Annotated in this window: 18 protein-coding genes; 5 read left to right on the top strand and 13 right to left on the bottom strand. The window is 71.2% G+C overall.

Annotated elements, in window-relative coordinates; genetic code table 11:
- The first annotated feature begins 109 nt into the window (after positions 1–109).
- Positions 110–451 (top strand): ATP-binding protein, encoded by a 342-nt coding sequence (locus ACFV7R_RS14870; protein ID WP_385263610.1) that lies wholly within the window; start codon positions 110–112, stop codon positions 449–451.
- A gap of 114 nt (positions 452–565) precedes the next feature.
- Here ACFV7R_RS14870 and ACFV7R_RS14865 read toward each other — a convergent pair whose 3' ends face one another.
- The 5 genes from ACFV7R_RS14865 to afsQ1 form a co-directional block, all read right to left on the bottom strand.
- Positions 566–766: a PspC domain-containing protein gene (locus ACFV7R_RS14865; protein WP_385263609.1), complete on the bottom strand. Its 201-nt coding sequence runs from the start codon at positions 764–766 to the stop codon at positions 566–568.
- Between the two features lie 173 nt (positions 767–939).
- Entirely contained in the window at positions 940–1,521 is a 582-nt protein-coding gene (locus ACFV7R_RS14860; protein ID WP_385263608.1) for a VanZ family protein, read from the bottom strand.
- Between the two features lie 123 nt (positions 1,522–1,644).
- Positions 1,645–2,250 carry a hypothetical protein gene (locus ACFV7R_RS14855; protein WP_385263607.1) on the bottom strand — a complete coding sequence of 202 codons (606 nt, stop codon included), beginning with the start codon at positions 2,248–2,250 and terminating at the stop codon, positions 1,645–1,647.
- Entirely contained in the window at positions 2,250–3,815 is a 1,566-nt protein-coding gene (locus tag ACFV7R_RS14850; RefSeq protein WP_385263606.1) for an ATP-binding protein, read from the bottom strand. The genes ACFV7R_RS14855 and ACFV7R_RS14850 overlap by 1 nt, the downstream gene beginning before the upstream one ends.
- On the bottom strand, positions 3,812–4,489 hold the full coding sequence (gene afsQ1, locus ACFV7R_RS14845) for a two-component system response regulator AfsQ1 (protein ID WP_210927948.1): 678 nt from the start codon (positions 4,487–4,489) through the stop codon (positions 3,812–3,814). The genes ACFV7R_RS14850 and afsQ1 overlap by 4 nt, the downstream gene beginning before the upstream one ends.
- 262 nt (positions 4,490–4,751) lie before the next feature.
- Between afsQ1 and ACFV7R_RS14840 the strand changes: the two genes are divergently transcribed.
- On the top strand, positions 4,752–5,495 hold the full coding sequence (locus ACFV7R_RS14840; RefSeq protein ID WP_385263605.1) for a SigE family RNA polymerase sigma factor: 744 nt from the start codon (positions 4,752–4,754) through the stop codon (positions 5,493–5,495).
- Positions 5,496–5,629: 134 nt separating this feature from the next.
- On the opposite strand, the gene ACFV7R_RS14835 is transcribed toward ACFV7R_RS14840, so the two are convergent.
- The 4 genes from ACFV7R_RS14835 to deoC all read right to left on the bottom strand — a co-directional run bounded on the left by ACFV7R_RS14835 (position 5,630) and on the right by deoC (position 9,832).
- Positions 5,630–6,334 carry a uridine kinase gene (locus ACFV7R_RS14835; protein ID WP_385263604.1) on the bottom strand — a complete coding sequence of 235 codons (705 nt, stop codon included), beginning with the start codon at positions 6,332–6,334 and terminating at the stop codon, positions 5,630–5,632.
- A 198-nt stretch (positions 6,335–6,532) separates the two neighbouring features.
- Complete coding sequence (locus ACFV7R_RS14830) at positions 6,533–7,447, bottom strand: aldehyde dehydrogenase family protein (protein ID WP_385263603.1); 915 nt, start codon at positions 7,445–7,447, stop codon at positions 6,533–6,535.
- Positions 7,440–8,876, bottom strand: coding sequence for an aldehyde dehydrogenase family protein (locus tag ACFV7R_RS14825; RefSeq protein WP_385263602.1), 1,437 nt, complete (start codon positions 8,874–8,876; stop codon positions 7,440–7,442). Before ACFV7R_RS14825 ends, ACFV7R_RS14830 begins: the two co-directional genes overlap by 8 nt.
- 5 nt (positions 8,877–8,881) lie before the next feature.
- A complete protein-coding gene (gene deoC / locus ACFV7R_RS14820) occupies positions 8,882–9,832 on the bottom strand; it encodes a deoxyribose-phosphate aldolase (protein ID WP_129802082.1) in 951 nt (316 codons plus the stop codon).
- A gap of 114 nt (positions 9,833–9,946) precedes the next feature.
- On the opposite strand from deoC, the gene ACFV7R_RS14815 reads away from it, so the two are divergent.
- Positions 9,947–10,642 (top strand): PH domain-containing protein, encoded by a 696-nt coding sequence (locus tag ACFV7R_RS14815; RefSeq protein ID WP_385263795.1) that lies wholly within the window; start codon positions 9,947–9,949, stop codon positions 10,640–10,642.
- 185 nt (positions 10,643–10,827) lie between these two features.
- On the opposite strand, the gene ACFV7R_RS14810 is transcribed toward ACFV7R_RS14815, so the two are convergent.
- The 3 genes from ACFV7R_RS14810 to ACFV7R_RS14800 form a co-directional block, all read right to left on the bottom strand.
- Positions 10,828–12,459, bottom strand: coding sequence for a phospho-sugar mutase (locus tag ACFV7R_RS14810; protein ID WP_385263601.1), 1,632 nt, complete (start codon positions 12,457–12,459; stop codon positions 10,828–10,830).
- 78 nt (positions 12,460–12,537) lie between these two features.
- The gene (locus tag ACFV7R_RS14805; RefSeq protein WP_129802012.1) at positions 12,538–13,362 is read right to left on the bottom strand and encodes a purine-nucleoside phosphorylase; all 825 of its coding nucleotides are present in this window, start codon (positions 13,360–13,362) and stop codon (positions 12,538–12,540) included.
- Positions 13,363–13,476: 114 nt separating this feature from the next.
- Positions 13,477–13,914, bottom strand: a complete 438-nt coding sequence (locus tag ACFV7R_RS14800; protein ID WP_224734967.1) for a gamma-glutamylcyclotransferase — start codon at positions 13,912–13,914, stop codon at positions 13,477–13,479.
- A gap of 105 nt (positions 13,915–14,019) precedes the next feature.
- Between ACFV7R_RS14800 and ACFV7R_RS14795 the strand changes: the two genes are divergently transcribed.
- On the top strand, positions 14,020–15,468 hold the full coding sequence (locus tag ACFV7R_RS14795; protein WP_385263599.1) for an NAD(P)H-quinone dehydrogenase: 1,449 nt from the start codon (positions 14,020–14,022) through the stop codon (positions 15,466–15,468).
- Between the two features lie 167 nt (positions 15,469–15,635).
- A complete protein-coding gene (locus tag ACFV7R_RS14790; RefSeq protein WP_385263598.1) occupies positions 15,636–16,604 on the top strand; it encodes a DeoR/GlpR family DNA-binding transcription regulator in 969 nt (322 codons plus the stop codon).
- Between the two features lie 158 nt (positions 16,605–16,762).
- Here ACFV7R_RS14790 and ACFV7R_RS14785 read toward each other — a convergent pair whose 3' ends face one another.
- Entirely contained in the window at positions 16,763–18,535 is a 1,773-nt protein-coding gene (locus ACFV7R_RS14785) for an acetyl/propionyl/methylcrotonyl-CoA carboxylase subunit alpha (protein WP_385263597.1), read from the bottom strand.
- Positions 18,536–18,714: the final 179 nt, after the last annotated feature.

The following is an 18,714-nucleotide window of genomic DNA, read 5'->3' as shown; positions in this document are numbered from 1 at the left end:
GCCGTCCGCATTTCGATGTTTGCGGCACCTGCCATCGCGTGTTTACGTTCATGGACCGCTTCCCAAACACCGTCATCCCATTTCAAGTCAGTCAAGGACGCAATTCACCATGAAGCAGTCTGCTGCCAAGTCCCTCGGTGTCGCCGCCCTCGGTGCCGCCTTCGCCGCGGCCGGTGCGGGTGCCGCCGACGCCGCTCCGGCCGCCCCCGATGCGACCCAGGCCCTGAACACCGTCACCCGGACGCTGCCGGCGGAGAACGTCTCTCAGTCGCTGCCTGGTGCCGGCAAGACGCTGCCGGGTGCCGGCAAGACGCTGACGAAGGCGCAGCCCGCTCTCGGCAAGGGGCTGAACTCCGCCAAGCCGGACCCCACGAAGGGGCTCCCCGAGGGCGCGACCGCGCCGGTCGGCGGGCTGCTCGGCGGACTGCCGACGAAGGGTTTGCCCGTGTAGGCCGCCACGCCGCTGAACAGCCTCCCGCTGGGCTGAGCACCGTCCCCGTACGTGCCGATGGGGCGCACCCGGCAGGGGTGCGCCCCATCGACTTTTCCCCTGAGGGAGGGGCTTTCACCAGGCCGTCTGCGCCTTGCTCTCCGACGGCAGCAGGATCCACAGCGCGATGTAGAGCAGGAACTGCGGGCCGGGCAGCAGGCAGGACAGCAGGAAGATCACGCGCATCGTGGTCGCGGAGGTGCCGAAGCGCCGTGCCAGCGCTGCGCACACTCCGCCGATCATCCGGCCGCTGGTGGGGCGGGCAAGGCGGGACATGGCGGCTCCTTGGTGAGCGTCGGTGTGAGGCTTCCCCTCGTGGCTGCCTCATCTACCTGCAACGCTACGCAGACGAACCGGGCAAAGCGTCGCTCTACGGGGCGATGCCGACCCTGGGAATCGTCGGGGTCCGACCCTGAACCGGCTCCTCCTGACGGAGGGGCCGCCCCCGGCTAGTTGGAGCGCCGGGGAGTGTCCAGCCGTAAGCCGGAGGAGGACGGCGACGCCAGTCGGCGACCGACGACAGCGCCGCTGGGGGCGGGGGCGCCGGCCCCCGCGACTCCGGCCGGGTCCGCCGGCCGACGCCTGCGGGAGGGCCCGCGTGGGGATTTCGGCCTGCGGCGCAGCCAGTGGCGACCGGCCGGTATGACGAGGAGGTGGGCGAGGGCCACGCCCACGGTGTTCAGCAGCATCGAGTCGACGTCCACGACCTGCCCCGGCACCCCGGTCTGCAGCAGTTCGATGCCCAGCGAGATCAGCGCTCCGGCGGCCACCGTACGGACCAGCGAGCCCAGCGGCGACACGGCCAGCCGTCCGCCGGCCAGCGGAAGCAGGACGCCCAGCGGTGCCAGCAGCGCGAGCCCCGCACCGATGCTCCGCGCCGCCTCGGGCCAGCCGAGTGCCAGATCGGCCCGGATACCGGCGAGCGGACGCAGATTGGCGGGCATCACCCAGGGCACATCCAGCGGACGCAGCGCGAACCAGGCGACGAACGCGAGATGCGCGACCAGGAGGACACCTCCTGTCACACGCATGCGGATCGCGGCGTTGCCGCCCACGGAGCCTTGACGCTGCACGCCCCCCAAGACGCGGCCTTCGGCACCATCGGTTCCGGGTTGTCACCCCCTACCCGGATGAGGCCTGCGCCACACCCGGGTTCAGTCGCCCGTGACCTCCGTCGACGGCGGCTCCACCGAGCCCGGCCGGGAGCGCACCTCGTCCGTGCACTCGTAGCGGCGGGGCTCCTCGGTGCTCGGGCCGCCGAGGATCACCGAACCGTCGCCCTCGGCCGCCGCCGAGTCGGAGAACGTACAGACGATCTGGGCGAGGGCGTACGAGGTGAGCGCCTCGGGGGCGGTGGTGAGGCGCAGCGTGTCCTCGGGGTCCCTGGGGCCCGGACCGCTCACGGTGATACCGCCGCGTACGTCCGTGGAGTACCCGGCCTCCTTCTCCCGGGCCGACGGCGCCTTGGCGAGCTCGTCGAGCAGCCCCTGCGCCACGAGCACCCGCCGCTTGGAGTCCGCCGCGCCCTCGGGGACGCGCACGGCCCGGTCGACGGGCACCAGCGACGAGCCGCACAGCAGGAACACCTGCACCGGCATCCCGCGCGAGGACTGGATGGTGATGTCCGCCCCGGTGAGGGAGCAGTGCGCGCGCGACGGCGCGGGCCCGAAGTCCGTCGGCACCTCCGTGGCCCGGATCCCGCACCCGGCGAGCAGCCCCGCGAGCAGAGGAAGCGCCAGCAGACGTCCAGCTGACTTCATCAGGCGTCCCCCTTCTCCGAGCGCTCCTCCTCGGCCGCCTGCGCGAGCGCCGAGGCGTCCCGCGGCAGCCGCAGTGTGAACACCGCGCCGCCCTCGGGGGAGTTGGCGGCGGTGATCTCGCCGCCGTGGATGTGCGCGTTCTCCAGGGCGATGGACAGGCCGAGCCCGCTGCCCTCGGAGCGCGGCCGGGAGGCGCTCGCCTTGTAGAACCGGTCGAAGACGTGCGGCAGGACGTCCTCGGGGATGCCGGGCCCGTGGTCCCGCACCCGGATCACGACCTCCTCGTCCGCCTCCCGCACGGACACCCGCACCGGCGAACCGCCGTGCTTGAGCGCGTTGCCGATCAGGTTGGCCATGATCACGTCCAGTCGGCGTGGGTCGAGCCGGGCGTGGATGCCGCGTTCGGCGTCCAGCTCCACCGCGTCGAGCCAGGCCCGCGCGTCGATGCAGGCGGTGATCTGGTCGGCGACGTCGACGTCGTCCGCGACCAGCCGGGCGGTGCCCGCGTCGAAGCGGGTGACCTCCATCAGGTTCTCGACCAGGTCGTTCAGCCGCCGTGTCTCGCTCACCACCAACCGCACCGCGGGTTCGATCATCGGGTCGATGCCGCCGCCCTCGGAGTCCAGCTCCTCCTCCAGCACCTCGGTCACGGCGGTGATCGCGGTGAGCGGCGTACGCAGCTCATGGCTCATGTCCGCCACGAACCGCCGCGACGCCTCGTCCCGCGCGGCCATGTCCGCGACCCGCTTCTCCAGCGCCTCGGCGGCCCGGTTGAACGTCCGGGACAGATCGGCCAGTTCATCGGTCCCGGACACCCTGAGCCGCGTGTCCAGCATGCCCTCACCGAGCCGGCGCGCGGCGACACCCAGCCGGTGCACCGGCTTCAGTACGGTCGTCGCGGCGGCCTGCGCGAGCAGCGCCGAGCCGATCAGCGCGAGACCGGTGGCGATCCCCAGCGACCAGGCCAGCGAGTTGAGGTCCTTCGCCTCCGGCTCCAGCGACTTGAGCATGTACCCGGTCGGCCCGCCCCCGATCACCCGCGTACCCGCGACGAGATACGGGGTGCCGTCATCGACGACCCGCTGCCAGTACAGGTGGTACGGCGACTTGTTGTTCGAGGTCAGCGGCTGCTGCTTGTTGACGGCCTTGCGCAGCGACTTCGGTACGTCCTCCAGCGCGAAGCCGTCGTTGAGGCCGCCGGAACTGCCGTACACCGTCCTGCCGCTCGCGTCCTTCGCGACGAGCAGCACGCTGAAACGCTGGCTGCTGCTCGCCATCTGACCGGCGGTGCGCTGGAGTTCGTCCTGGCCGGGATGCTCGGGCAGCGCGCCCGCGCGGTTCTCCATCTCCTGCTCGAAGTCCCGCAGCACCGCGTCCTGGGTACGGGTGAGCACGGCCTCGCGGTTGAGCCAGTACGCGATCCCGGACGCGGACACCGCGGCGGTCAGCGCCACCAGCCCGAACACCACGATCAGCCTGAGCCGCAGACTGGTGAAACGCAGCGCCGACAGAACTCCCCTGCGTGCCGCGGCCCAGCCGCGCGTTCCCCCTTGCCGGTCGGTCACTGAGGCGGATCCAGCCGGTAGCCGACACCACGCACGGTTCGGATCAGCGTCGGGGACGACGGCACGTCCTCGACCTTGGCGCGCAGCCGCTGGACACAGGCGTCCACCAGCCGCGAGTCGCCGAGATAGTCGTGCTCCCAGACGAGGCGCAGCAGCTGCTGCCGGGACAGTGCCTGACCCGGCCGCCGGCTCAGTTCGAGCAGCAGCCGCAGCTCGGTCGGGGTCAGCTGGAGATCATCGCCGTTCTTCGTCACGGTCATCGCCGCACGGTCGATGACGAGGCTGCCGAACGTCGCCGCGTCGTTCGACTCCCGCTCGCCGCGCCGCAGCACCGCCCGGATCCGCGCGTCGAGCACCCGCCCCTGCACGGGTTTGACGACATAGTCGTCGGCCCCGGACTCCAGCCCGACGACCACATCGATGTCATCGCTGCGCGCGGTCAGCAGAATGATCGGCAACTGGTCCGTGCGCCGGATGCGCCGGCACACCTCGAACCCGTCGATGCCGGGCAGCATCACATCCAGCACGATCAGATCCGGTCGCTGCTCACGCAGCAGCTTCAGACCGTCCTCACCGCTGGCAGCGGTCGCCACGCGGTGTCCCTGGCGCGTCAGTGAGAGCTCCAGGGCCGTACGGATGGCGTCGTCGTCCTCGATCAGCAACAGGGAAGGCACGGGCTCATTCTGGCCCATGGTGGGGTGGCGTTTCGACACTCGGGCGGATGCGTAGCCGTACGGCTCTTCTGAGTGACCACGCTGTGGGTCTCGTACGCCGCGCTGTGTGTCTCGTACGACCGACATACGAGCGGGCCCTGTGACAGCTCTGTGACAGTCGGCGGACACGGCCATGAAGGTCCCCGGGCAAGCTTTTGGACACAGCACGGAAGCAAGACGGAGCAGGGCCGAACACCGGCAAGTCCACGACGGGGGGCGCGAGATGAACACGCTGCACGGCACCAGCACCAGCGCAGTGGTCACGCGTCTGCACGACGTGAGCACGCACCGGGGTTCCGAGAAGTCCGGTGCCGTGAGCGGGCGGGGGTGCGCTCGCGGCACCGGGCGTCAGCACACCGCGTACATGACGGTGGTTGACGGTTTCACGGGGGAAACGCACGGGGGAGCCGCGTACAGGGAGGAATCGGGGGAGAGGCGCTCGCTGACCGAGGCGGAGTTCACCGCCTACGTCCAGGAACGCCGCGCCTCCCTGTACGCAACCGCCTACCACCTGACCGGCGACCGCTTCGAGGCCGAGGACCTGCTGCAGAGCGCCCTCTTCTCGACGTACAAGGCGTGGGACCGGATCAGTGACAAGGCGGCGGTCGGCGGATACCTCCGCCGCACCATGACCAACCTGCACATCAGCGCGTGGCGCCGCCGCAAGCTGAACGAGTACCCGACCGAGGAACTGCCGGAGACCGCCGGCGACACGGACGCGATGCGCGGCACGGAACTGCGCGCGGTCCTGTGGCAGGCGCTCGCCCGGCTCCCCGAGCTCCAGCGCACCATGCTGGTCCTGCGCTACTACGAGGGCCGCACGGACCCGGAGATCGCGGAGATCCTCGACATCAGTGTCGGCACGGTGAAGTCCAGCATCTGGCGGTCGCTCCGCCGGCTGCGCGAGGACGAGGTCCTCAGCTTCGGCCGTGACGAGGAGGACGCCTTCGGGGAGCTTGTCGCCTGAAGGCTGGGGGGAACACGGGGGGAGTACGGGGTCCGGGGGGACCACGGGGGAGTGGTGAAGGAGCGGGACTGGAGGGCCGGGGGGTCCATCCAGTCCCGCTTTCTCGTGTGTGCGTCGCTGAGGCGGCGTAAGCCTCAGGCCGCCGTACGAGCCGTTGCGCACCGCCCGGCCGCCGCGGCCGCCAGTCGCCCCATCGCCTCGTCCCTGTCGCAGGCGTACGCCCCCAGCGCGGTCTGCCGGGCCACGATGGACCGCTCGGCGCGCATCAGCCGCCAGCCGCGCCGCAGCAGGAAGGGGACCGACTTGCGTCCCTCCTTCAGGTCGCGCAGGAAGCGCCGGCGGAAGGTCCGCACCGGGCCACGGCTCAGGCACAGTGCGTCGGCGAGGACCCCGCGTTCCCGGCAGTGCGTCACGATCTCGGCGGCGAAGACGCCCTCTGCGATGAACAGCGGGGTCCGGCCGATGTCGACGGTGTCCTCGCCGGTGCGGGCGCTGAGCGAGATGTCGTACAACGGGACGTTCGTACGGCCCGTGCGGCACAGTTCCTCGATCGCGGCGACGGCCGCGTCCGCGTCCCACGACTCGGGATGGTCCCAGTCGATGTCGGAGCTCCCCGCCACCAGCGGCAGCGTCGGGTCGGTGCCCTCCTTGTAGAAGTCGTCGAGCCGCAGCACCGGCAGGCCGGAGCGGGCGGAGAGGAGGGACTTGCCGGAGCCGGACGGGCCGCAGAGCAGCACGACCCGGGTGGGTATGGGCGGATGGGAACTCACGGGACACCAGTGTGAGGCATCGATCGACTCCCGGACGACCCCGCGGGTCGCCTTTGATGCGTGCGTCACACCTCAACTACTCCCTGCGTCGACCTGATTACCCAGTGCGGTGGAAGGTGGCGGCAGAGATGGCCCGGTGGCGCAGGCGCCGTCGGTCGGGAGCGTGCCGGTGGTGGGACGGGCGGCACAGCGCTGACCTGCGAGCAGAGAGCCGCGCCTCCCCCGGACGGAGGGGAAGCGCGGCTCTCCGGTTTCAGGGGGCCGTCGTCAGTACGACGAGCCGGAGGCGCCCAGGGAACCCGTCGGGTGCCAGACCGTCTTCGTTTCCAGGAAGGCCGTCATGCGGTCGATGCCCGGGGTCTCCGCGTAATCCACAGGCTGTGGACGAAGGACGCGCTTCAGGTTGTCCGCCGCCGCGATCTCCAGTTCCTTCGCCAGTTCGTCGTCCGCGCCCGCGAGGTCGATCGCGTTGACGTCCTGGTGCGCGGCCAGCGGGGCCGCGATCTCCGCCGTACGGCCGGAGAGGACGTTCACGACACCGCCGGGGAGGTCCGAGGTGGCCAGGACCTCGCCGAGGGAGAGGGCCGGGAGGGGGGACTTCTCGGAGGCGATCACGACGGCGGTGTTGCCGGTCGCGATCACCGGGGCCACCACCGAGACCAGGCCCAGGAAGGAGGACTCCTGGGGGGCCAGGACCGCGACCACGCCCGTCGGTTCCGGGGAGGAGAGGTTGAAGTAGGGCCCCGCGACCGGGTTCCCGCCACCCACCACCTGGGCGATCTTGTCCGTCCAGCCCGCGTACCAGACCCAGCGGTCGATCGCCGCGTCGACCTGCGCGGCCGCCTTGGACTTCGACAGTCCCTCGGCGTCGGCGACCTCGCGCACGAACTGCTCGCGCCGGCCCTCCAGCATCTCGGCGATGCGGTAGAGGATCTGGCCGCGGTTGTAGGCCGTCGCCCCGGACCACCCGCCGAACGCCTTGCGGGCGGCGACCACCGCGTCACGGGCGTCCTTGCGGGAGGACAGCGGAGCGTTGGCGAGCCACTTGCCCTTGCCCGCCGCGTCAGCGGCTGATGTCTGCGTGGTCACCTCGTACACCCGGCCGCTTTCGGAGCGGGGGAACTTGCCCCCGACGTACAGCTTGTAGGTCTTGAAGACGGAGAGTCGGGTCGCGTCAGACATCGAGGTACGCCTCCAGGCCGTGGCGGCCGCCCTCGCGGCCGAAGCCCGACTCCTTGTAGCCGCCGAACGGCGAGGTCGGGTCGAACTTGTTGAACGTGTTGGACCAGACGACACCCGCGCGGAGCTTGTTCGCGACCGCCAGGATGCGCGAGCCCTTCTCCGTCCAGATGCCCGCCGACAGTCCGTAGGGGGTGTTGTTGGCCTTGGCGACCGCCTCGTCCGGCGTGCGGAACGTCAGCACCGACAGCACCGGGCCGAAGATCTCGTCCCGGGCGACCGTGTGCGCCTGGGTGACGTTCGTGAACAGCGTCGGGGCGAACCAGTAGCCGCTCTCCGGCAGTTCACAGGCCGGGGACCAGCGCTCGGCGCCCTCCGCCTCACCCTGCTCGGCGAGGGCGGTGATACGGGCCAGCTGCTCGGCGGAGTTGATCGCGCCGATGTCCGTGTTCTTGTCCAGGGGGTCGCCCAGGCGGAGCGTCGACAGGCGGCGCTTCAGCGACTCGAGCAGCTCGTCCTGGATCGACTCCTGCACCAGGAGACGGCTGCCCGCGCAGCAGACCTGCCCCTGGTTGAAGAAGATGCCGTTCACGATGCCCTCGACGGCCTGGTCGATGGGTGCGTCGTCGAAGACGATGTTCGCGCCCTTGCCGCCCAGTTCGAGGGTGAGCTTCTTGTTCGTGCCCGCGACCGTACGGGCGATCTCCTTGCCGACCGCCGTCGAGCCGGTGAAGGCGACCTTGTTGACGTCCGGGTGCGCGACGACCGCGGCGCCCGTGTCGCCGTAGCCGGGGAGGATGTTGACGACGCCCTTCGGCAGACCCGCCTGGCGGCAGATGTCCGCGAAGAACAGCGCGGAGAGCGGGGTCGTCTCCGCCGGCTTGAGGACGACCGTGTTGCCGGTCGCCAGCGCCGGGGCGATCTTCCACGCCAGCATCAGAAGGGGGAAGTTCCACGGGATGACCTGACCCGCGACGCCCAGCGGGCGGGGGTCGGCGCCGAAGCCGGCGTGGCCGAGCTTGTCGGCCCAGCCCGCGTAGTAGAAGAAGTGCGCCGCCACGAGGGGCAGGTCGGCGTCCCTCGTCTCCTTGATCGGCTTGCCGTTGTCCAGGGTCTCGAGCACGGCCAGCTCGCGGGCGCGCTCCTGGATGATGCGGGCGATGCGGAAGAGGTACTTGGCGCGCTCGGTGCCGGGCAGCGCCGACCACTTCTCGAAGGCCTTGCGGGCGGCCTTCACCGCCCGGTCGACGTCCGCCTCGCCCGCCTGGGCGACCTCGGAGAGGACCTCCTCGGTCGACGGGCTGATCGTCTTGAAGACCTTGCCGTCCGCCGCCTCGGTGAACTCACCGTCGATGAACAGGCCGTAGGAGGGCGCGATGTCGACGATGGCGCGGGACTCGGGCGCGGGTGCGTACTCGAATGCGGATGCCATGGTGATCAGTCCACCGTCACGTAGTCGGGGCCGGAGTAGCGGCCGGTGGCCAGCTTCTGACGCTGCATCAGCAGGTCGTTCAGGAGCGAGGAGGCGCCGAAGCGGAACCAGTGGTTGTCCAGCCAGTCCTCGCCGACGGTCTCGTTGACCAGGACCAGGAACTTGATGGCGTCCTTGCTGGTGCGGATGCCACCGGCGGGCTTCACGCCGACCTGGACCCCGGTCTGCGCACGGAAGTCCCGTACGGCCTCCAGCATGAGCAGGGTGTTCGCCGGGGTCGCGTTCACCGCCACCTTGCCGGTCGACGTCTTGATGAAGTCGGCGCCGGCCAGCATGCCGAGCCAGCTGGCCCGGCGGATGTTGTCGTACGTCGACAGCTCACCCGTCTCGAAGATGACCTTCAGGCGGGCGCTCGCACCACAGGCCTCCTTCACGGCGACGATCTCGTCGTACACCTTCATGTACCGGCCCGAGAGGAACGCCCCCCGGTCGATGACCATGTCGATCTCGTCGGCGCCCGCGGCCACGGCGTCGCGCACGTCCGCCAGCTTCACGGCGAGCGGGGCGCGGCCGGCCGGGAACGCGGTGGCGACCGAGGCGACCTTGACGGTGGAGCCGGCGACGGCCTCCTTGGCGTGGGGCACCATGTCGGGGTAGACGCAGACGGCCGCGGTCGCCGGGGTCGTACGGTCCGTCGGGTCCGGGTGGACCGCCTTGGCGCCGAGCGCCCGGACCTTGCCCGGGGTGTCCGCGCCTTCCAGCGTCGTCAGGTCGACCATCGAGATGGCGAGGTCGATGGCGTACGCCTTGGCGGTCGTCTTGATGGAACGGGTGCCGAGCGAGGCGGCGCGCGCCTCCAGGCCGACCGCGTCGACGCCGGGCAGCCCGTGCAGGAAGCGGCGCAGCGTGCTGTCGGAGGCCGCCACGTCCGTGAGGGTGTGTGCAGAGGTGGGCATGGTCACCAGACGAGCATATCTACGCGCGTAGCGGCTGTACACCCCTCCTGCTCACCCTCCTGCAGGAACCCACCGCGCATGAGCGACGCCGACGGTGTCGTGCAGAATCGGGGCATGACGACCCCGGACCCCCAGTCACCAGCGCCGCAGCCGCCCGGCCCCAAGAGCAGGGACCGTATCTACCGGTCGCCCATGGGCCTCGTCGGCGGCGTCCTGCTGCTCGCCCTCGCCGCCTGGCTCGGCACCGACGCGATCATCGCGGGCGAGGGGCGTACGCCCTGGCTGGCGCTCGCCGTGCTGCTCCTCGTGGTGCCGCTGGTCGTCGCCTTCACCATCCGGCCCGCCGTCTTCGCGGGCGAGGACCGGCTGCGCGTGCGCAACCCGTTCCGCGTCATCGTGCTGCCGTGGGGCGAGGTCGCCTCACTGCGGTCGGGGTACACCAACGAGGTCGTCGCCAAGTCCGGCACCAAGTACCAGCTGTGGGCCATCCCCGTCTCGCTGCGGAGCCGGAAGCGCGCGGCACGCAAGGAGGCCCGGCGCGAGGCGGAGCAGAGCGGGCGGGGTGGCCGTCGGGGCGGTGTCCGAGGCCTCGGGACCGGCGGCGGTGGTCTCGGAGGCGGGAGTGCGGTGCCGGACGGGCCGGTCCGTGCCGAGAGCGACCAGATCATCCATGACCTGCGTCAGATGCTGGAGGCCCGGGAGAAGGCGAAGACCGCGCAGGGCGAGGTGACCGTGCGCTGGGCTTACGAGATCGTCGGGCCTGCCGTTGTCGGGGCGGTGTTGCTGGGGGTTCTGCTGGCCGTGGGGTGAGCGGGGGCGGTACGGCGAGGCGGGGCCGAGGGCCGTCATCGGGCCGCACGGAGGGCTGTCACCGCGCCCGCACGGCAGCGAGCAGTCCTTCACCGTGCTGTTCGGCCTTCACCGTTCCGTCCGGCCTGCACGTTCTGTTCTGTCCGGTGCCGGGCCGCCGCGTGAGCCGCCCGGCGCCCGGCGCCTCAGATACCGGCCGCCGCCGACAGGTCCCGCTTGATCGCCGCCAGCAGCTGAGCCCCCTTCGCCCGGGCGGCCGGGAGGCCGGCGTGGGTGGCGACCGGGACCACGACCTCCAGGTAGCACTTCAGCTTCGGCTCCGTGCCGCTCGGACGGACGATCACGCGGGCGCCGTCGAGCGTGTAGCGCAGGCCGTCCGTGGGCGGGAGCCTGTCCGTGCCCTGGGTGAGGTCCTCGGCCTTGGTGATCGTCAGGCCCGCCAGACGGGTGGGCGGCTGCTCGCGCAGGCGGCGCATGGCGTTCGCGATGACCGACAGGTCCTCCACGCGGACCGAGAGCTGGTCGGTGGCGTGCAGGCCGTGCTCCACGGCGAGGTCGTCGAGGAGGTCCAGGAGGGTGCGGTTCCCGGCCTTGAGCTGCGAGGCGAGTTCCGTGATGAGGAGGGCCGCGGTGATGCCGTCCTTGTCGCGTACACCGTCGGGGTCGACGCAGTAGCCGAGGGCCTCCTCGTAGCCGTAGCGCAGGCCCTCGACGCGGGCGATCCACTTGAAGCCGGTGAGGGTCTCCTCGTAGGGGAGCCCCGCCTTCTCGGCGATCCGGCCGAGGAGGGAGGACGAGACGATCGACTCGGCGAAGGTGCCCTGTACGCCGCGGCTCACGAGGTGCGCGGCGAGCAGCGCGCCGACCTCGTCGCCGCGGAGCATGCGCCAGTCGGCGCCGTCCTTCACCGCGGCTGCGCAGCGGTCGGCGTCCGGGTCGTTGGCGATGATCAGGTCCGGTTCCGTCTCGCGGGCCTTCGCGAAGGCCAGATCCATCGCGCCGGGCTCTTCCGGGTTGGGGAAGGCGACGGTGGGGAAGTCCGGGTCCGGGTCGGCCTGTTCGGCGACGAGAACGGGCTCCGGGAAGCCGGCGCGGGCGAAGGCGGCGAGGAGGGTGTCCTTGCCGACGCCGTGCATCGCCGTGTAGACGGTCCGGGCGGTGCGGGGGGAGCCGGGGGCCAGGACGGCGTCCGTGCGGGCCAGGTAGGCGTCCAGGACGCCGTCGTCGAGGATCTCCCAGCCGGCGGTGGGGCGGGGGACGTCGTTCAGGGACCGTACGGCGTCGATCTCCGCGGCGATCTCGGCGTCGGCGGGCGGCACGATCTGGGAACCGTCACCGAGGTACACCTTGTAGCCGTTGTCGCGGGGCGGGTTGTGGCTGGCGGTGACCTCGACCCCGGCGACCGCGCCCAGGTGCCTTATGGCGAACGCCAGCACGGGCGTGGGCAGCGGCCGCGGCAGTACGGCGGCGCGCAGACCGGCGCCGGTCATCACCGCGGCGGTGTCCCGGGCGAAGTCCTCCGACTTGTGCCGGGCGTCGTAGCCGATGACGACGAGGCCGGTGGTGCGGCCTTGTTTCTTCAGGTACGCGGCGAGACCGGCGGCGGCGCGGATGACCACGGACCGGTTCATCCGCATCGGCCCGGCGCCGAGCTCGCCCCGCAGACCCGCCGTGCCGAACTGCAGCGTGCCGCCGAACCGCTCGGTCAGCTCGGTGACGTCCTTGGCGTCGATCAGCGCGGCGAGTTCCGCACGGGTGTCCGCGTCGGGGTCCTCGGCCAGCCACGCCTGGGCCCGTGCGAGGAGATCGTCGTGCACGTCGGGTCAACCTCTCGTTGTGTTCGTACGGTGTGGGCGCTGCGGTCGTCCACCGGCGGGTGATCCACCGACGGTGACCTACAGCCGGTCGAGCACCTGACCCAGCAGGGCGCCCATCCGCGCCGCCGAGTCCCGGCCCGCCTGCAGAACCTCCTCGTGGTTCAGCGGCTCGCCGGTCATGCCCGCCGCGAGGTTGGTCACCAGGGAGATGCCCAGCACCTCGGCGCCCGCCTCGCGCGCGGCGATGGCCTCGAGGACCGTCGACATGCCCACCAGGTCCGCGCCGATGACGCGGGCCATGCGGATCTCGGCCGGCGTCTCGTAGTGCGGGCCGGGGAACTGCGCGTAGACGCCCTCCTCCAGGGTGGGGTCGATCTCCTTGCACAGGGTGCGCAGCCGCGGGGAGTACAGGTCGGTGAGGTCGACGAAGTTCGCGCCGACGATCGGGGACGTGGCGGTGAGGTTGATGTGGTCGCTGATCAGGACCGGCTGGCCGGGCCGCATGCCCTCGCGCAGGCCGCCGCAGCCGTTGGTGAGCACGACGGTCTTGCAGCCGGCGGCGACGGCGGTGCGCACACCGTGCGCCACGGCGGCGACGCCGCGGCCCTCGTAGTAGTGGGTGCGGCCGAGGAAGACCAGGGCACGCTTGTCGCCGATCCGGTACGTGCGGACCTTGCCGCCGTGGCCCGCGACGGCCGGCGGCGGGAATCCGGGCAGCTCGGTGACCTGGAACTCGGCGTCGGGAGCGCCGAGCGCGTCCACGGCCGGAGCCCAGCCGGAGCCCATCACGAGGACGACGTCGTGGGACTCGGCGCCGGTGAGTTCGCGCAGGCGCGCGGCGGCGGCGTCGGCGGCGGCGTACGGGTCGCCCTGAATGTCGTCCGGAAGAAGAGATGCGTTCACGCGCACGAGGGTAGCCGGTCCTGGCCTACGCGCGTAGATGACGGAGGTCACGGGATGGCGATCGTTGTCTTGTCGTTTCCGACGAAAGCTGCCGCGCGGAGGGGCGGCGAGCCCTCAGCAGGGCCTCTTGCGCAGCTCCATCACGTAATCGTGCGGAGCCCCCGCCGATTCGGCCGCATCCGCGATCTCGCCCAGGTAGCGGGCCGACGGCAGGCCGCCCTCGTAGGCGTTCAGGACGTACGCCCAGGCCGTCTCCTCGCCGTCGAGGGTGTGCACCCGGATCCGCATCCGGCGGTAGACCTCGAGGCCGACGCCGACCCACCGGTCGAGTGACTCCTCGTCCATCGGTGCGATGTCGTACAGCGCCACGAAGACCTGGGAGCCGGGCGACTCGACGACGGTCGCCAGCGCGCCCTCCCACCCCATGTGCTCGCCGCCGAACGTCAGCCGCCAGCCGTTCAGCCACCCCGTGGCCCGCATCGGCGAGTGCGGGGCGCGGCGCGACATCAGCCGCGCGTCGAGATGGGCGGCGTACGCGGCATGGAGGGACATGGGTCGAGCGTACGGCAGTCGGCTCGTGTGTCACTTCCGTCCCGCAGGTACCTGTGGTAGCCGGAGTGGGCCCCGGGGCGGTCGCACGTTGAAGGGTGCGGGACAATGGAGTACGTGACTCGGATCGTGATCATCGGTGGCGGACCCGGCGGATACGAAGCGGCGCTGGTCGCCGCACAACTCGGTGCGGAGGTGACCGTCGTCGACTGCGACGGTCTGGGCGGGGCGTCGGTACTGACCGACTGCGTGCCGTCCAAGACCCTCATCGCCACGGCCGAGGTGATGACCAACTTCGACTCCTCCTACGAGGAGCTGGGCATCATCGTCGCGGACGACACTCCGCCCGAGGAGATGACCGCCCGCATCATCGGCGTCGACCTGGGCAAGGTCAACCGACGGGTCAAGCGGCTCGCGCTCGCCCAGTCCCACGACATCACCGCGTCGGTGACGCGTGCGGGCGCGCGGGTGATGCGCGGGCGCGGCCGGCTGGAGGGCATGCAGGCCCTCGACGGCTCGCGCAAGGTCGTCGTACGCGCCGCCGACGGCACCGAGGAGACCCTCACCGCCGACGCCGTCCTCATCGCCACCGGCGGTCACCCGCGCGAGCTGCCCGACGCCAGGCCGGACGGTGAGCGCATCCTCAACTGGACCCAGGTCTACGACCTCGACGAGCTGCCCGAGGAGCTCATCGTGGTCGGCTCCGGTGTCACCGGCGCCGAGTTCGCCGGCGCCTACCAGGCCCTGGGCTCCAAGGTCACCCTCGTCTCCTCCCGCGACCGGGTGCTGCCCGGCGAGGACCCGGACGCGGCCGGCGTGCTGGAGGACGTCTTCCGGCGCCGCGGCATGAACGTCATGGCCCGCTCCCGCGCCGCCGCCGCCAAGCGGGTCGGCGACCGGGTCGAGGTCACCCTCGCCGACGGGCGGGTCATCTCCGGCTCGCACTGTCTGATGGCCGTCGGTGCCGTCCCCAACTCCGCGGGCATGGGTCTGGAGGAGGCGGGCGTCAAGCTGCGCGACTCCGGGCACATCTGGACCGACAAGGTCTCCCGGACGACCGCTCCGGGCGTGTACGCGGCCGGTGACGTGACCGGTGTCTTCGCCCTCGCGTCGGTCGCCGCCATGCAGGGCCGTATCGCCATGTACCACTTCCTCGGTGAGACGGTGGCCCCGCTCGACCTCAAGACGGTCTCCTCGAACGTCTTCACCGACCCCGAGATCGCCACCGTCGGCTACACCCAGGCCGACGTGGACGGCGGCATCATCGACGCCCGGGTCGTGAAGCTGCCGCTGCTGCGCAACCCGCGGGCCAAGATGCAGGGCATCCGGGACGGCTTCGTCAAGATCTTCTGCCGGCCGGGGACCGGGATCGTGGTCGGCGGTGTGGTCGTGTCGCCGCGCGCCTCGGAACTGATCCACCCCATCTCGATCGCCGTCGACAACAATCTGACGGTCGAACAGATCGCGAACGCGTTCACCGTGTACCCCTCCCTTTCGGGGTCGATCGCCGAGGTGGCGCGCCAGCTCCACACCCGCAAGGCGACCGCCGAGAGCTGACGGCCGAAACCGACTCCCCGCTGGTCACGGGGAGTTGCCGACCATGCGGACGGCATAGGCAACGGGAGTACGCCCCTATACCACTTCCCGCTGCTGTGTGCGAACAACTTCTGTTATTCGGCGCAAACTGCTGAAAGCAGACGGTCGTTGGGGTTACTGTCAGTTTCGTGTTCGCTGCAGAACGTCGCCAGTTGATCCTCGAAATGGTGCGTGCCAACGGAGCCGTGTCGCTCCGTGAGCTCGCCCGCGTCGTCCAGACCTCCGAAGTGACCGTACGGCGGGACGTGCGCGCACTGGAGGCAGAAGGACTCCTCGACCGCCGGCACGGCGGTGCGGTACTGCCGGGCGGATTCACGCGGGAGTCCGGCTTTCCGCAGAAGTCACATCTCGCGACCGCCGAGAAGACGGCCATCGCCGACCTCGCCGCGGGCCTGGTCGAAGAGGGCGAGGCCATCGTCGTCGGGGCGGGTACGACCACGCAGGAGCTGGCCCGCCGGCTCGCGCGGGTGCCCGGCCTGACCGTCGTCACCAACTCCCTCCTGGTGGCCCAGGCGTTGGCCCACGCCAACCGGGTGGAGGTCGTGATGACGGGTGGGACACTCCGCGGTTCCAACTACGCCCTCGTCGGCTCCGGCGCCGAGCAGTCCCTCCAGGGGCTGCGGGTGTCGAGGGCCTTCCTCTCCGGGAGCGGGCTGACCGCCGAACGCGGTCTGTCCACGTCCAACATGCTCTCGGCGTCCGTCGACCGCGCGCTCGTCCAGGCCGCCGCGGAGGTCGTGGTCCTCGCGGACCACACCAAGCTCGGCACGGACACGATGTTCCAGACGGTCCCGACCGACGTGATCACCCGCCTGGTGACGGACGAGCCCCCGCCGCACGACGACCGCGCGGCCACCGAGCTGCAGGCCCTGGCCGACCAGGGCGTCCAGATCGCCGTGGCGGGGACGGGCACGTCGGGAAACGGAAGCGCGGGGGGTGATGCCGCCCCGGCGCGTCAGCAGCGCCGGGACGTACCTCTCCCGGGCCCGCGCCGCGGCCAGGTCCCGGGCGGCCCCACCCTTCGCACGGCCGCGGTCCTGGGCGACCAGACACCGGGGACGGACCGGGCACGGGTGGCGGACCTACGGCGACGCTGAACCGCCGGCGGGAAGGCCCGCCGGCGGCTGTGTCCTCGGATCCGCGGTTCGCCGCGCCGGACGAGACCGACGCGCCGATCCGGTGTCAGCGGTGTCGGTCCTCGGTCCGCGGATCGACGCGCCGCACCTGGCCGACGCGCCGATCCGGTGTCAGCCGGTCAGTCCTTGATCTCGCAGATCGCCGCGCCGGACGTGACCGACGCGCCGACCTCCGCGCTCAGGCCCTTGATGGTGCCGGACTTGTGGGCGTTGAGGGGCTGCTCCATCTTCATCGCCTCCAGGACGACGACCAGGTCGCCTTCCTTGACCTCCTGGCCCTCCTCGACGGCGATCTTGACGATGGTGCCCTGCATGGGCGAGGCGAGGGTGTCGCCGGAGGCCACGGGGCCGGACTTCTTCGCGGCGCGTCGCTTGGGCTTGGCGCCGGCGGCGAGGCCGGTGCGGGCCAGGGACATGCCGAGGGAGGACGGCAGGGAGACCTCCAGACGCTTGCCGCCGACCTCGACGACGACCGTCTCGCGGCCCGGCTCCTCCTCCGCCTCTCCGGCGGCGGGGGCCGTGAAGGGCTTGATCTCGTTGACGAACTCGGTCTCGATCCACCGGGTGTGGACCGTGAACGGCTCGGTGGAGCCGGTGAGTTCGGGGCCGAACGCCGGGTCCGTGACCACCGCGCGGTGGAACGGGATGGCCGTGGCCATGCCCTCCACCTGGAACTCCTCCAGCGCACGGGCGGCCCGCTGCAGGGCCTGCTGACGGGTGGCACCGGTGACGATCAGCTTGGCGAGCAGGGAGTCCCAGGCCGGGCCGATCACGCTGCCGGACTCCACACCGGCGTCCAGCCGCACGCCGGGGCCCGACGGCGGGGCGAACGTGGTCACCGTGCCGGGGGCGGGCAGGAAGTTACGGCCGGGGTCCTCGCCGTTGATGCGGAACTCGAAGGAGTGGCCGCGGATGACGGGGTCGTCGTAGCCGAGCTCCTCACCGTCGGCGATGCGGAACATCTCGCGGACGAGGTCGATGCCGGTGACCTCCTCGGTGACCGGGTGCTCGACCTGGAGACGGGTGTTGACCTCCAGGAAGGAGATCGTGCCGTCATTGCCGACGAGGAACTCCACGGTGCCCGCGCCGACGTACCCGGCCTCCTTGAGGATGGCCTTCGACGCCCGGTACAGCTCGGCGACCTGCTGGTCCGACAGGAACGGCGCCGGGGCCTCCTCGACCAGCTTCTGGTGCCGCCGCTGCAGCGAGCAGTCACGGGTCGACACCACGACCACGTTGCCGTGCTGGTCGGCCAGGCACTGCGTCTCCACGTGCCGGGGCTTGTCCAGGTAGCGCTCGACGAAGCACTCGCCGCGCCCGAACGCGGCCACCGCCTCACGCACGGCGGAGTCGTACAGCTCGGGCACCTCTTCGAGGGTCCGGGCGACCTTCAGACCGCGGCCACCGCCACCGAAGGCGGCCTTGATCGCGATCGGCAGGCCGTTCTCCTCGGCGAACGCGACGACCTCGTCGGCGCCGGACACCGGGTCCGGCGTACCGGCGACCAGCGGGGCCCCGGCGCGCTGGGCGATGTGCCGGGCGGCGACCTTGTCGCCCAGGTCCCGGATCGCCTGCGGCGGCGGGCCGATCCAGATCAGGCCCGCGTCCAGGACCGCCTGCGCGAACTCGGCGTTCTCGGAGAGAAAGCCGTAGCCCGGGTGGATGGCGTCCGCACCGGACTCCCGAGCGGCCTTCAGGACCTTCTCGATGTCGAGGTAACTGGTGCCCGGGGTGTCACCGCCCAGGGCGAACGCCTCATCCGCGGCACGGACATGCAGAGCGTCCCGGTCCGGGTCGGCGTAGACGGCCACGCTCGCGATACCGGCGTCCCGGCAGGCCCGGGCAACGCGGACAGCGATTTCGCCACGGTTGGCGATGAGCACCTTGCGCACGATGAGGCTCCCTCCTTGAAACAAGCCGAGTTTAGGGACTGCCGACACGGCACTTCGACCCGTCCCCAATGGTGAGCTTGCCCACACGGAGCGTGATTCGAGGCTCGCTCGACCCGCGAAATCCCTTGTGGCACGGCGGTACCCAGGATTCCTCCGGAAAACCCTAGCCCTCCAATGTG

The organism is Streptomyces sp. NPDC059866 (assembly GCF_042731325.1).
Lineage (GTDB): Bacteria > Actinomycetota > Actinomycetes > Streptomycetales > Streptomycetaceae > Streptomyces > Streptomyces flavusporus.
Note: the sequence above shows the minus strand (reverse complement) of the source record. Positions and strands in the feature narration are given on the sequence as shown.